This window comes from Aquitalea pelogenes, assembly GCF_041914625.1.
In the GTDB taxonomy this organism is placed as follows: Bacteria; Pseudomonadota; Gammaproteobacteria; order Burkholderiales; family Chromobacteriaceae; genus Aquitalea; species Aquitalea pelogenes.
This window is the reverse complement of sequence record NZ_JAYSDA010000024.1, coordinates 39,361-52,715: the sequence shown is the minus strand read 5'-3', so window position 1 is coordinate 52,715 and position 13,355 is coordinate 39,361. Positions and strand designations below refer to the sequence as shown.

Here is a 13,355-nt window from a genome sequence, read left to right as displayed (position 1 = left end):
TATAAGTCATTTAAATTTTCCAGGATGATTTCATGACGACAAACAAAGACGTGCTTCTTGAACGTATCGCTAATAAATCCGCCGTTATCGGCATTGTCGGTTTGGGCTATGTCGGCCTGCCGCTGATGCTGCGTTTTGCCGAAGTGGGCTACAAGGTCCTGGGCTTTGACATCGACCAGAGCAAGGTTGATGCCCTGACCGCCGGCAAGAGCTATATCGAGCATATCAGCGCCGACAGTATTGCCACGGCCCGTACCCGCGGCTTTGAAGCCACCACCGACTTCTCCCGCGCGCCGGAAGCCGACACCCTGATTCTGTGTGTGCCGACCCCGCTGAACAAATACCGCGAGCCGGACCTGAGCTTCGTGCTGGACACCATGGACAGCCTGGTGCCCTATCTGCGCGAAGGCCACCTGGTATCGCTGGAATCCACCACCTACCCGGGCACCACCGACGAAGAACTGCTGCCGCGCATGGAGTCCCGCGGCTTCAAGGTGGGCGAAAACGCCTTCCTGGTGTTCTCGCCGGAACGTGAAGATCCGGGCAACCCCAATTTCACCACCCGCACCATTCCCAAGGTATGCGGCGGCTACAGCCCGGCCTGCCAGGAAATCGGCGTGGCGCTGTACAGCGCGGTGATCGACAAGGTGGTGCCGGTATCCTCCACCCGCGCCGCGGAAATGACCAAGCTGCTGGAAAACATCCACCGTGCGGTGAATATCGGTCTGGTCAACGAAATGAAGATCGTGGCCGACAAGATGGGCATCGACATTCACGAAGTGATCCGCGCTGCCGCCACCAAGCCTTTCGGCTTCGTGCCCTACTATCCGGGCCCGGGCCTGGGGGGCCACTGCATCCCGATCGACCCGTTCTACCTCACCTGGAAAGCGCGTGAATACGGTGTGAACACCCGTTTCATCGAGCTGGCAGGTGAAGTCAATAGCAATATGCCCGACTGGGTGGTGGCCAAGGTGGCCGCTGCGCTGAACACCCGCAAGAAAGCCATCAACGGCAGCCGCGTGCTGGTGCTGGGCATTGCCTACAAGAAGAACGTGGACGACATGCGCGAAAGCCCGTCGGTGTTCCTGATGGAAAAACTGCGCGACCTGGGCGCGGAAGTATCCTACAGCGACCCGCACGTGCCGGTATTCCCCAAGATGCGCGAGCACCACTTCGAGCTGTCCAGCGTGGTGCTGGATGCGGCCACCATTGCCAGCTACGACTGCGTGTTGCTGGCTACCGACCATGACAAGTTCGATTACACGCTGCTGAAGCAACATGCCCAGCTGATCGTCGACAGCCGTGGCAAGTATCTGGAACCCGCCGACCACATCGTCAAGGCTTGATCTAGTTTGATAATGCTTCCAAGTCATCGTTAAGATGACTTGGAAGCTATTTTATGGGGGGTAGGTTATCGTGGCAATCGTTGGACGAAACTATAAAATAGATTCTTTGCGAATTGCCGCATCTTTTGCTGTAGTAATGCTGCATACAGCGGCAGGCTATCTAGTCAAACTTCATAGTTCCGATAGCATGGCATGGTGGGTGGCGAATTTTTTTGATGCGAGTTGTAGATGGTCTGTGCCGGTCTTTATATTGATATCTGGGTCTCTTTTGTTACGGAGTGAGGAGCCGATTTTTACATTTTTCAGGAAGAGATTTTTTAGGATTTGTATTCCGCTAATTTTCTGGTCTGTTTTATATTTGTGTATACGTGTTTTTATATTTAAGAATATTAAAATTAATGATATTCCTGTTGTATTGATGGCTGGTGCTCCATATGTGCACTTGTGGTATTTGTACATGCTTATTGGTTTGTATCTGGTATTTCCAATTTTGCGTAAATTTGTAAAGTCGGTGAATAAGGCGTTTGGAGTCTGTTTTGTTGTCTTTCTCTCACTTCTTTCTGTTGCAAATTTATTTTTAGATTGGATTCCTGATTTTTTCTTGGTTAAGTTTGTTCCGTTTTTATGTTATTTTCTTGGTGGTTATTTTTTGGGGGATGTGCAATTAAGCGTGAAGGGCTTGCGTCTGGCCTTCCTCTTGGTGGTGTTGATTTTTCTGACTGCCTTAAGTGCGGGCTGGGCAATTCATTTTTATGGAATTAAGGGCCTTTGGGTGGCTTACGACTATTTAAGTCCATTGGTTATTATTGTTTCTTTTTTAATTTTTTCTCTGCCAGTGCAGGAATTTCCCAGTTTTCCAACAGATGTATCATTGTCTGAGAGTTCTTTTGGCATTTATCTGATACATCCTTTGTTCTTGATTCCATTGGGCTTCATGTTTTCTATAAGTAATGCACTCTATTTGTTTGTTTTGATTCCAGTGATGTCATTTTTTGTTTTCTTTGCGTCATGGAAAGTTGTCGTGTTGGTGAGGAGATTTCCCTTCGGTCGAGGTGTATTCGGGGGGTAAGCTATAAATATTCTAATATGGTTAAGCATTGTGAATAAAAGCCGGCTGTTGAGCCGGCTTTTTTATATTAATACCCATCAGGATTTTCTGACTGCCACCGCCAGGTATCCATGCACATTTCCTCTATGCCGTGTTTGGCTGTCCAGCCCAGCAGGGAAGTGGCAAGGGCAGGGTCGGCATAGTATTCAGCCAGATCACCGGCGCGGCGGGGGGAGAACTGATAGGAAATGTCCTTGCCGCATGCCTTGCCAAAGGCATTGACCATTTCCAGTACGCTGTAGGGGCGGCCTGTTCCCAGGTTGACGATCAGGGGGCTGTCGTTTTCCGCCAGATAATTCAGTGCTGCCAGATGGCCTGATGCGAGGTCCTGGACATGAATGAAGTCCCGCATGCCTGTGCCATCCGGTGTGGGGTAGTCGTTACCGAAGATGGAAAGTTTTTCTCTTTTGCCAACAGCAACCTGGGCAATAAACGGCATCAGGTTGTTTGGAATGCCGTTGGGGTCTTCACCAATCAATCCTGATGGATGTGCTCCAACCGGATTGAAATAGCGCAGCAGGGCAATCCGCAGCTGGGGTTGGGCTTTGTTGGTATCCCGCAGCATGTCCTCGACAATGCGCTTGGTACGGCCATATACATTAATGGGTGCCAGTTCCAGATTTTCATGGTATTGCGTTTGCCCAGGAGCGCCGTAAACCGTAGCCGATGAGGAAAATACAATACGGTTTACTCCTGCTTGCAGCATTTCTTCCAGCAATACCTGGCTGCCCGTCACATTGTTGTCGTAATACTTAAGCGGAAAGGCTTCGCCCTCTCCAACTGCTTTCAGACCGGCAAAATGGATGACTGCATCGAACTGGCGGGATTTGAATGCCTCACGAACTGACTCCCGGTCCCTGATATCCGCCTTGATCAGTGCTACTTGCTTGCCGGTAATGCGCTGGATGCGCTCGAGCACCTGAGGCGAACTATTACTGAAATTGTCCAGTATGGTTACGTGATAGTCCTGCTCTAGCAACTGAACGACGGTATGTGAGCCAATATAGCCGGCGCCACCTGTGACGAGAATGGAGTTGGTCATGACAATTGGGGTGTCTGGTCCGTGTTGGGGGATGTTATTGCTGTTCTTATTTTATCCAAAATTCAGTGTGCTGTGATTTGTATTTCAAGCGGCAGTCATTTTCTGCACTACAAATTCCAGATTACTTGACGTGGGTAATTTCTGTTGCGGCTTTGTTTCAGTAATTCAAGGCTGTTTGACAAATAGGTGGCAACTGGTCTGATTACGTTTTGTGAACCAACGCGGAGTACTAATTACCAGCATTTATTGTGGATTGCTGTTTTTCTGTAAATATTCTGGCTTGTATTTTCAGGTCTTTTCTTTCAAATGGGTGATTGTGCCCGGCAACAAAAAGTGCAATGCGGGTGATGATGTCCTGCCCCGGTGCCTTGTTGCCAAATTGCAGGTTGAATACCACCAGTGCCGGTATCAGCAGGCAGACTGCCGCTTTGCTGCTGTAGCGTTCTGCAGTTTTGCTGGCAAACCAGCTGCTGGCCAGCAAACCACAGGCTAATCCCAGCACCACTTCTGACAACGAATGGGCGTGGACTTCCAGGCGCGAGTAGCCAATGGCTGCGCCGCCCAGCCAGCCGATGGCCAGGGCCAGGGTGCTGTGGCGCGGTAGCCAGGCGCGGCTGAGCAGGTATAGCAGTACCGGCAGGGTGGCGGTGGCCAGCATGGTGTGGCCGCTGATGCCGGTAAAGTCGAAATCGCTACTGCCTATGCCCCAGCCGATAAAGGCGATCTTGCTGATGGCGACCAGCAGTCCGGCACTGCCGAAGGCCAATAGCCAGCGCAGGCTGCTGGAAAATTGCTTCTGTGCGGCCAGCCAGACGGCAATGGTGGCGGCCAGCGGCAGCATGACGGCGAGGTCGCCAAGGTTGGTGAATCTGTTCCACATGCGGGTGGGTGCTCCTTGATTTGGCTGCCCGGCTCGCTGTGCTGGCGGGCGGCTCATTATACGGCAGGGCCTGTTGGCGGATGGCGTGATTGGAGGCGGGTCGGCTGGGAAAGTTCTGAGCTGCTGCGATGCTGTCTGTTGAGATGGCTTGTTTAGTCACGTGCCGGGCAGCGTTTGGGACGGGATGGCGGCGATTGTCCGCTAGGCAGGTCGTTTGCTGACCAGTGACGGCTTGCTGAGCCAGAGCGACTGGCGCGGAGGTGGCGTTGCCGTGTGCAGGCTGCGCTGCCTGATGCCTTGCAGCCATTGCGGCGAGCAGGTTTTTTGCTCTTGAAGCGGCCAGGGAGGCAGCGTAGCGCGCCTGCGGCAATGCACGCCGACTCAGGCCCAAGATAAAAGTATGGCAAGAGGGCGCAACACAGCGGCAGGTTTTTGTTAGTGACTCCTAGCTTGCCAGCTGGAATTCCATGGCCTGATACAGGCCGGTATTCATGTGCATGCGCGTTACCTTCACCCGGTGTTCGCCACGCTGGTCGCGCAGGCGGAATTCCTTGCCGCGCAGCAAGGAGTGTCCCGGGATGATGAGCAGGTCGGCATTGTGATCGCCATCAGCCGCGGGCAGGCGCAGCGCTGGCTGATAGCAGGCATGCTGGCCGGCTGCCAGCGGGCTGACATCGACTGCTTCCGGGTCGCTGCCTATCAGTTCTGCACCGCAGGAGACTTCATTGGCATGTTCGGATACCGCGGTCCAGCGCACGGCATACAGCGATGGGGTGCGATGTGCCTGCTTGTCGGCAATCAGCAGCAGTTCGCCGATTTTCAGTGACTGGTAGCCTGGGTCGCCACGTAGCAGCAAGCCGCTTTCACTCTTGTTGATGGCCTGGAAGATGGATATCTGCGATGGCGGCATGCGGTCGCGCAGCCTGGCCTGCATGTCCGGCCGGACGGCACCACCGCCCAGTATCTGGCGGATGGAGCGCATTTGTGCGATCAGTGCCATGGACTGCATCACGGCCTGGCGCTGATGACGGCGCCGGCGCGGCGATTGCCAGCCATCCATCAGTCTTTGCGCGACGATGACCGACAAGGCATCGCGGCCGGGCATGCCGGCCTGGCTGGTATGGGTCTTCAGCACATCAATGGCTGCACCAAGGTCGCAGGACAGGCAGTGTTCGCGCTGGGGCAGGGCGTCGGTTTCCAGCAGGAATTGCGGCGGGGCGCCACGGGTGAGGTCCAGCAAGTAAAGATGTCCGGCCCTGGCTGTGTCGGCGGCGGGCAGTGGCTGAAGCGCCACCTTGTCCGCCAGGCGCGCAGTCCACAGCAGGGTGGCTTCGACTTCCCTGGGGCTCAGGTTCTTGCCATCGGTGATGCCCATCAGCTGGAGCTGGTGGTAGCCGTGCAGGATGCTTTGGCCGTCGGGCAGCTGATGCTGCAACCAGTTGTGCTGGCTGGCGTTGTAGTACAGGTAGTGGGTGGCCAGCCAGAAGCTGCCATTCAATTCCACATGACAGCGCAGGGCAAAGCTGGCATAGCGCCTGGCCACACACAGTGCCAGTGTCAGTTGTTGCAAGGCGCGTCTGCGCCAGGTCAGCAGCGGACGGCTGCTGAGTGTGCTGCGCAGGTCTTGCAGCAGCGGTTCCAGCAGGTGCTGCAAAACCTTGCTGCCCATGCGGGCCAGGCGCAGGGCAGGGTGGTTGCAGGCATTTTCACTGAACTGGATTTCCAGCTGGTGCAGCCAGCGGCAGACGTGATCGAACAATTGCTGTTGCAGCGCCAGCCGCTGTGCGGGCTGTATGGCATTCTGGCAAATGAAGCCATGTATCTCGATGAGTTGTTCGCCGCTGCCACGCAGATCGCCCCTTGGTAACCGCTCCAGCCAGTTGTTGACTGTTTTCTGGTTTTTATTGTGACCGAGAGCAGAGTTCAGACGCATGTGGGTTCAATCCATTGTTCTGTATGAAGGCGGCGTTTGCACCGGCTTGATGGCTGACCGTACCGTGCGCGGGGTGCCGCGACTGGATATTGGTACTGTGCGATTGGGATGCTGCCAGGCCTGGTGGGTTAGCAGGCATGTGCAGTGCGGGCCATCTGTTCATGAAGCTGCATGATTCTAATGAATCTGTCATGAATGAACGATACGCATATCCACCTAGGATGATGTGGGCTTGCGCTGTATTGCGGACTGCAAGAGCTGCGTTCTGTCAGGCAGGCCGGGGCGCGCAGTGCGATGGCAGGTACTGGCTGCCATGCCGGATTTAGCTTTTTGTTGTCATTGCGCGGCTTTAAGTTTGCGTTAAGCACTGCCTTTTAACATGGCCCCATCCATCCAGAAGGGGTACCCAATGTCTCGTTTCATGCAAAAAACCAGTGCCGTGCTTTCCATTGCCTTGCTGTCTTTCTCTCTGGCGTCTGCTGCACAGGCCGGTGAAGTGAAGAAACTGATGAAAGACATGAAAGTGGCCATGCAGCAGGCGATGGCCAGCAAATCCATGCCTGAGTTTTCCCAGAATTTCTCCCGCTTGCAGAACGATGCCAAGCTGGCCGGCGAACAGGCCTGGCGGGCTGACCCGGCCTTGTACAAGGAAGGTATGCAGAAACTGCAATTTCAGCTTGCTGCGGTTGATACGCAAATTAAGGCGAATAATCTGGCGGGAGCCAAATCCGCTTTGAGTGACGTCAATCCGATCAAGAAAAAATACCATAACTATCTGAATTGAAAGGAGAGTGTTGATGGAAATGTCCGGAGAACTATCCGCTTCCTCAGGCCATGCAGGGCAATCGGCCAGGCGCTACCCCTTGCTGATCATCCTGGCGCACTGGCTGATTGCGGGCGGGATTGCAGCCAATCTGGTCACCGGCTGGCTGCTGGATGACGCAACCGAGCTGCTGGACCTGCATCGTTCCATTGGTGTGCTGGTGCTTGCGTTTTCAGCCTTGCGCCTGTTCTGCCGTTTTGCCTACCGCAAGCAGATGCCGGATTCGGTGAACGAGGCCGGGTCCTTGCAATACCGGGTGGAGAAGCTGGCGCACACGCTGCTGTATGCCGGCATGGTGCTGGTGCCTTTGCTGGGCTGGCTGAAAACCAATGCGGCGGGCCATGTGCTGGTGCTGTTTGATACCGTGGAGCTGCCGGTACTGATGGAGAGAAACCGTGAGCTGTCGTCCTTGTTCGGCGAGTTGCACTCGGTCAGCGCTTATCTGCTGGCCATGCTGATCGGTCTGCACATTGCCGGTGGCGTGGCGCATGTGATGATGGAAAGGCGCAATGTATTCAAAAGGATGCTGCCTTTTTGATTGCCTTTCGCAGCAGGCCGGCCTGGCTGTTGGCCGCGGCTGATTGCCAGGCTGTTTGTTGAGCCGGACTGCTGTGTCTGGCACGGCTGCGCCGCCTGGCGGCTTGGTCTGCTGGAACAAAGATTGCTTGAGACTGCTTCACCAAGGTTGCATTCTCTTTGCCCCCGCCCATCAGGTGGGGGTTTTCTTTTCCAGTGCCGCCAACTGACGGTATAGCGTGCGTTCGGTGATTTGCAGGCGGGTTGCCAGTTCCTTGCGGCCCAGCTGACTGTGGCGAACCGCCCATTGCAGATAGCGGGCCTGTACTTCGGCCAATGGCAGCAGACCGCACTGGAAGGGCTGCATCGGTGCCGGTGCTGCAGGCTGGGGTATGCTGTCGCTTTGCAGGCCGGATGGCGCATTCAGGTGCTCGCGGCTGATCTGCTCGCCGTCGCTCAGCAGGCTGGCGCGTTCCAGCAGATTGCGCAGTTCACGGATATTGCCGGGGAAGGCTTGCTCTACCAGCCATTGCCGGGCGTCAGCGTCCAGTTGCAACTGACGGCCCGGGGCCACCCGTTCCAGCAGGGCGGCGGCCAGCAGCGGAATGTCCTCGCGCCGCTCGCGCAGCGGTGGCAGGCGGATGGGAAACACGGCCAGCCGGTAGTAAAGGTCGGCACGGAAGCTTCCTTCGGCCACCATCTGCGCCAGATCGCGATGGGTGGCGGCTATCAGGCGGAAATTGGCCGGTATGCTGTGGATGCCCCCCACCCGGCGGAAGCTGCCGCTTTCCAGCAAGCGCAGTAGTTTTACTTGCTGCGACAAGGGCAGGTCACCGATTTCATCCAGAAACAGCGTGCCGCCGTCGGCCGCTTCCACCAGGCCCTGCTTGCGCTGCTGTGCGCCGGTAAACGCGCCTTTCTCATAACCGAACAATTCACTTTCCAGCAGGGTTTCGGTCAGGCTGGCGCAGTCTACGGCAATGAAGGGCCGCCTGGCATCGCCGCCACTATTGTGGATGGCACGGGCCAGGCCTTCCTTGCCGGTGCCGGATTCGCCAATCAACAACACCGCGGCGCGGGACGGGGCCGCGCGTTGCGCCAGTAGCAGCATGCTGCGAAATGCCGGGCTGCGCCCCACCATCTTGTCCGGTGCTGGCTGGCTGCTGGCTTGTGGCAGGTGCTGCATTTTCTCGATGAACAAATGGCGGTGCCCGCTGATGTCGGCCAGCGGCATCAATTCCACATCCACATGCTCTTCGCCATGCGCGGTGCGGTGAATATGCAGCACCCGTTCCGGCTGGCCGCTGCTTAGCGTCATTTGCAGCGGGCAGGATTCGCCCTCTTCATTGCAAGGCCGCTGATAGCCATGGGATGCCGCATGACAGCGCTGACCCACCACCTGGCCATACAGGGCTTGATACGCCGGGTTGGCATGCAGGATTTCAAACTGTTCGGTAATGACGATGCGTGGCTCGTCCAGTTCATCCAGCATGCGGCTGATGGTGTCCAGGCTGGCTTCGGTGGTCAGTGGTGACATGGTGACGTAAATGACATGACGAAAGTGTCATGTTAGCCCGGAAAATGCCGCCAATACAGCGAATTTTCGCCCTCTGGCTGCTGGCATGGCACTTGCAATCAGCGCTGTCAGGCAGGGTGGGCCCAACCGGAATGGCCGGTGTGGCTCTGTTTACCCTGATAACGGGAATCAGCCCATGAAAAAGACATCAAGCAAGCTGAGCCGTGAGCTGGCCTGGATCATCGGTATCAAGCTGGTATTGCTGCTGATCATCTGGAAGGCATTCATCGCGCCTTACCGCGTGGCGGTGGATGCCGATTCCGTCGCCGGCAAGGTGCTGAATCCGGCACAAAGCAGCCAACAACTGGAGAAAAACAATGCTAGATAATGTCGTCGATTTATCGCGACTGCAGTTCGCCGTGACGGCGCTTTACCACTTTCTGTTTGTGCCGCTCACCATCGGCATGGTGTGGATGCTGGTCATCATGGAGGCGGTATGGGTGATGACCGGGAAGCAGGTGTATCAGGACATGACCCGTTTCTGGGGCAAGCTGTTCGGCATCAACTTTGCGCTGGGGGTGACTACCGGCATCACCATGGAATTCCAGTTTGGTACCAACTGGGCGTATTACTCGCACTATGTGGGCGATATTTTCGGCGCTCCGCTGGCCATTGAAGGCCTGATGGCCTTCTTTCTGGAATCCACCATGATCGGCCTGTTCTTTTTTGGCTGGAACCGCCTGTCGCGCAAGCAGCATTTGCTGGTGACCATCCTGATGGCCATTGGCACCAATCTGTCGGCCTTGTGGATATTGATTGCCAATGGCTGGATGCAGAACCCGGTGGGGGCGGAGTTCAGCTACCAGACCATGCGCATGGAAATGACCGACTTTGCCGCGCTGCTGTTCAATCCGGATGCCCAGGCCAAGTTCGTGCATACCGTCAGCGCCGGCTATGTCACCGGGGCCATGTTTGTTTTGTCCATTTCCAGCTGGTATCTGCTGCGTGGGCGCAATGTGGAGTTTGCTCGCAAGAGCTTCCGCATTGCCGCGGCGTTTGGCTTTGCCAGCATCTGTTCGGTGATTGTGCTGGGGGATGAGTCCGGTTACACCGTGGGCGAGGCGCAGCAGACCAAGCTGGCCGCCATCGAGGCCATGTGGCATACCGAGCCGGCCCCGGCGTCGTTCAACCTGCTGGCCTGGCCCAATGAAACACGCATGGAAAACGACTGGCAGGTGAGCATTCCCTGGGTGATGGGCCTGATTGGCACCCGCTCTGTCAGCAAGCAGATTCCCGGCATCCACGAAATCATGGCGCAAAACCGCTTGCGCATTCAGTCCGGCATGCTGGCGGTTCAGGCGCTGGAAGCCGTGCGGCGCGATCGTAAGGACAGTGCTGCGCTAAAGGTGCTGGAAGCGCACAAGCAGGATCTGGGCTTTGGCCTGCTGCTGAAGAAGTACACCGCCAATGTGGCCACCGCCACACCACAGATGATTGATGCCGCCGCGCGCGACACCATTCCTCGCGTGGCACCGATGTTCTGGTCCTTCCGCCTGATGGTGGGCATGGGCATGGCCATGTTGCTGCTGTTCGGCTGGTCGTTCTGGGCTTCGCTCAAGGGGGATTTCCAGCACCGTCCGCGCCTGCTGAAGCTGGCCTTGTGCTGCCTGCCGCTGCCGTGGCTGTCCTGCGAGCTGGGCTGGGTGGTGGCGGAATACGGCCGCCAGCCGTGGACCATCTACGGCGTGCTGCCCACCCGGCTGTCGGTGTCCACGCTGTCGGTGGAGTCGCTGTACGGTTCGCTGGCGGGTTTTGTCGGTTTCTACACCGTGCTCTTGGTGGTGGAAATGATGCTGATGGTGCGTTTTGCCCGCCAGGGGCCGGGTAGCCTGGGCACCGGCCGCTACGACAATGAAACCGCTCACTGATATCGGCTTACAACAGATCTGCTGCTGTATTGCGGCAGGGCTGTTGTGCTGCTTCGTGCACAGCACAAAGGAATAATCATGCTGGATTATGCAAGTCTGAAGGTGATCTGGTGGCTGCTGGTTGGCGTCTTGCTGGTCGGTTTTGCCATCATGGATGGTCACGATATGGGTGTGGGCACGCTGCTGCCCTTTGTCGGCAAGGACGATACCGAACGGCGGGTGGTGATCAACACCGTCGGCCCGCACTGGGACGGCAACCAGGTGTGGTTCATCACCGGGGGCGGTGCCATTTTTGCCGCCTGGCCGCTGGTGTATGCCACCGCGTTTTCCGGTTTTTACTGGGCCATGCTGCTGGTGTTGTGGGCGCTGTTTTTCCGCCCGGTGGGCTTTGACTACCGCAGCAAGATAGACAACCCCACCTGGCGTTCGGTATGGGACTGGGGCCTGTTTGTCGGCGGAACGGTGCCGCCGCTGATCTTTGGCGTGGCCTTTGGCAATTTGCTGCAAGGCGTGCCGTTTCATTTCGACAACAATCTGCTCTCCACCTACGACGGCAGCTTCTGGGGTCTGCTCAATCCGTTTGCCCTGCTGTGCGGCGTGGTGTCCAGCGCCATGATCAGCTTCCACGGCGGGGTGTATCTGGCGCACCGCACCGAGGGCACTATCCAGCAGCGTGCAAAAGCCTGGGTGCGGGTGACGGGGCTGATCTGGCTGCTTGGTTTCACCCTGGCCGGCATCTGGCTTGCGCGGGGGATTGATGGTTATGTGATCAGCTCGGCCGTACAGCCGGATGCACTGCCGGACCCGCTGGCCAAAACCGTCAGCCGCGCTGCTGGCGCTTGGTTGGGCAATTACCAGCGCTGGCCCCTCACCATGCTGCTGCCGGCCACCGGCTATCTGGGCTGTATTGTGGCCATGCTGCTCTTGCGCAATGGCCGCAGTTTTGCTGCCTTCTGGGCTTCCGCCGTAGGGCTGGCCGGGGTGATCGGTACGGCTGGTGTCAGCATGTTCCCCTTCGTGATGCCATCGTCCAGCCATCCGGCGTCCAGCCTGACGGTGTGGGACAGCGTGTCCAGCCAGCTCACGCTGCAGTTGATGCTGGTGGCCACGCTGATCTTCATGCCCCTGATCATCCTGTACACCCGTTGGGCCTACAAGGTGATGGGCGGCAAGGTGACCGCCGCCTATGTGCGGGAAAACAATCACAGTGCCTATTGAAATGAAAATCGCCATAGCCAGTCAGAACCGGCGTACCAGCACCGCCCACGCCGGCAAATGCACCCATTTCTGGGTGGTGGATAGTGAGCAGGGCAGCTGTGTCAGCCTGCGTTTGCTGCCGGAGCAGATGCTGAGTCAGTCGGCAGGGTTGGATGGACACCCCTTGCAGCAAGTCGATGTCGTTCTGGCCCTCAGTGCCGGACAGCCACTGGCGCAACGCCTGGCAGCCATTGGAACGGTGCTGGCCCTGACGGAGGAAAGTGACCCTCTGCGGGCGGCCCAGGCCTGGCTGGCAGGGCGCAAAACCGCAGTGCAGATGCCGGGAAAAGGCCGCTGCCAGATGATGATAAGGAGAGCATGATGTGGTACTTCGCTTGGGTATTGGGTATCGGTTTTGCCGTATCGCTGGGCATCCTGAATGCCATGTGGGGAGAGTACGAGCAGGATCGCAAACAGCAGTAATAAGGATGATGTGAAGCAAAGCGGCGCAGTCCGGGTGAGTCCTGGCTGCGCCGTTGTCATGTTGTCAGCGCCAGATGCTGTTCTGTGCAGCCGCCTGGCAGGTGCTTCCGGGGCACCATGCTATTTTTAAAGACACTTCTTAATAATTATCAGACTATACTTATTCATTTGAATCTGCCACATCGTAAGACTACCGGGTTTTTGCAGAGGCAATCATGTCTGAAATTTCTGGTGGTAGTGTCAAGTCTGTGGTGGATCTGAAAGATTACCGACAGCCCATGGTGACATCAATCGGGGTTATTCTGGGTTTTCTGATTGGTTTTCTTGGACAGTGGGTCACGGAAAGCGATTTTAATCTGGATCGCTTGGACGATCAGTTCATTTTTGGTGGTTGCTTTGTCGGTGTCGTGTGTCTGTTTATTGCCCTATTCAGAATGCTATCAGTGGTGCAGGTAGACGACATGGTCAAGTTTTATAACAGAACACTATGGATTTATTTTTTTGGTGTGGTGGTCATGTTTGCAGGAATCATGCTGTCCGTATTTCTTTGATACTTGCTTTCAGTTATTGGCACGTGTGTTGT

General features: G+C 56.5%; 14 protein-coding genes. 10 read left to right on the top strand and 4 right to left on the bottom strand.

Annotated elements, in window-relative coordinates; genetic code table 11:
• Positions 1-32 precede the first annotated feature (32 nt).
• Both ACE3SE_RS16920 and ACE3SE_RS16915 read left to right on the top strand, forming a co-directional pair.
• On the top strand, positions 33-1,346 hold the full coding sequence (locus ACE3SE_RS16920) for a nucleotide sugar dehydrogenase (RefSeq protein ID WP_374557016.1): 1,314 nt from the start codon (positions 33-35) through the stop codon (positions 1,344-1,346).
• A gap of 70 nt (positions 1,347-1,416) precedes the next feature.
• Positions 1,417-2,415 carry an acyltransferase gene (locus tag ACE3SE_RS16915; protein WP_374557014.1) on the top strand — a complete coding sequence of 333 codons (999 nt, stop codon included), beginning with the start codon at positions 1,417-1,419 and terminating at the stop codon, positions 2,413-2,415.
• Positions 2,416-2,482: 67 nt separating this feature from the next.
• Here ACE3SE_RS16915 and galE read toward each other — a convergent pair whose 3' ends face one another.
• The 3 genes from galE to ACE3SE_RS16900 form a co-directional block, all read right to left on the bottom strand.
• Entirely contained in the window at positions 2,483-3,496 is a 1,014-nt protein-coding gene (gene galE, locus ACE3SE_RS16910) for a UDP-glucose 4-epimerase GalE (protein ID WP_374557012.1), read from the bottom strand.
• Positions 3,497-3,725: 229 nt separating this feature from the next.
• A complete protein-coding gene (locus tag ACE3SE_RS16905; RefSeq protein WP_374557010.1) occupies positions 3,726-4,376 on the bottom strand; it encodes a phosphatase PAP2 family protein in 651 nt (216 codons plus the stop codon).
• Between the two features lie 445 nt (positions 4,377-4,821).
• On the bottom strand, positions 4,822-6,309 hold the full coding sequence (locus ACE3SE_RS16900) for a hypothetical protein (RefSeq protein WP_374557008.1): 1,488 nt from the start codon (positions 6,307-6,309) through the stop codon (positions 4,822-4,824).
• Positions 6,310-6,688: 379 nt separating this feature from the next.
• On the opposite strand from ACE3SE_RS16900, the gene ACE3SE_RS16895 reads away from it, so the two are divergent.
• Positions 6,689-7,093 carry a cytochrome b562 gene (locus tag ACE3SE_RS16895; RefSeq protein WP_374557006.1) on the top strand — a complete coding sequence of 135 codons (405 nt, stop codon included), beginning with the start codon at positions 6,689-6,691 and terminating at the stop codon, positions 7,091-7,093.
• Between the two features lie 13 nt (positions 7,094-7,106).
• A complete protein-coding gene (locus ACE3SE_RS16890; protein ID WP_374557004.1) occupies positions 7,107-7,670 on the top strand; it encodes a cytochrome b in 564 nt (187 codons plus the stop codon).
• 171 nt (positions 7,671-7,841) lie between these two features.
• Here the strand turns inward: ACE3SE_RS16890 and ACE3SE_RS16885 are convergent, their stop codons facing one another.
• Complete coding sequence (locus tag ACE3SE_RS16885) at positions 7,842-9,185, bottom strand: sigma-54 interaction domain-containing protein (RefSeq protein ID WP_374557002.1); 1,344 nt, start codon at positions 9,183-9,185, stop codon at positions 7,842-7,844.
• A 175-nt stretch (positions 9,186-9,360) separates the two neighbouring features.
• Between ACE3SE_RS16885 and cydP the strand changes: the two genes are divergently transcribed.
• The 6 genes from cydP (at position 9,361) to ACE3SE_RS16855 (ending at position 13,323) form a co-directional block, all read left to right on the top strand.
• Entirely contained in the window at positions 9,361-9,552 is a 192-nt protein-coding gene (cydP, locus tag ACE3SE_RS16880) for a cytochrome oxidase putative small subunit CydP (RefSeq protein ID WP_062790996.1), read from the top strand.
• The gene (locus ACE3SE_RS16875; RefSeq protein WP_374556999.1) at positions 9,542-11,092 is read left to right on the top strand and encodes a cytochrome ubiquinol oxidase subunit I; all 1,551 of its coding nucleotides are present in this window, start codon (positions 9,542-9,544) and stop codon (positions 11,090-11,092) included. Before cydP ends, ACE3SE_RS16875 begins: the two co-directional genes overlap by 11 nt.
• Before the next feature lie 78 nt (positions 11,093-11,170).
• Positions 11,171-12,310 (top strand): cytochrome d ubiquinol oxidase subunit II, encoded by a 1,140-nt coding sequence (gene cydB / locus ACE3SE_RS16870; RefSeq protein WP_374556997.1) that lies wholly within the window; start codon positions 11,171-11,173, stop codon positions 12,308-12,310.
• Position 12,311: 1 nt separating this feature from the next.
• On the top strand, positions 12,312-12,671 hold the full coding sequence (locus ACE3SE_RS16865; RefSeq protein WP_374556995.1) for a NifB/NifX family molybdenum-iron cluster-binding protein: 360 nt from the start codon (positions 12,312-12,314) through the stop codon (positions 12,669-12,671).
• Positions 12,668-12,772 carry a cytochrome bd-I oxidase subunit CydX gene (gene cydX, locus ACE3SE_RS16860; protein ID WP_370302624.1) on the top strand — a complete coding sequence of 35 codons (105 nt, stop codon included), beginning with the start codon at positions 12,668-12,670 and terminating at the stop codon, positions 12,770-12,772. Before ACE3SE_RS16865 ends, cydX begins: the two co-directional genes overlap by 4 nt.
• Positions 12,773-12,987: 215 nt before the next feature.
• The gene (locus tag ACE3SE_RS16855) at positions 12,988-13,323 is read left to right on the top strand and encodes a hypothetical protein (RefSeq protein ID WP_131359673.1); all 336 of its coding nucleotides are present in this window, start codon (positions 12,988-12,990) and stop codon (positions 13,321-13,323) included.
• Positions 13,324-13,355 lie beyond the last annotated feature (32 nt).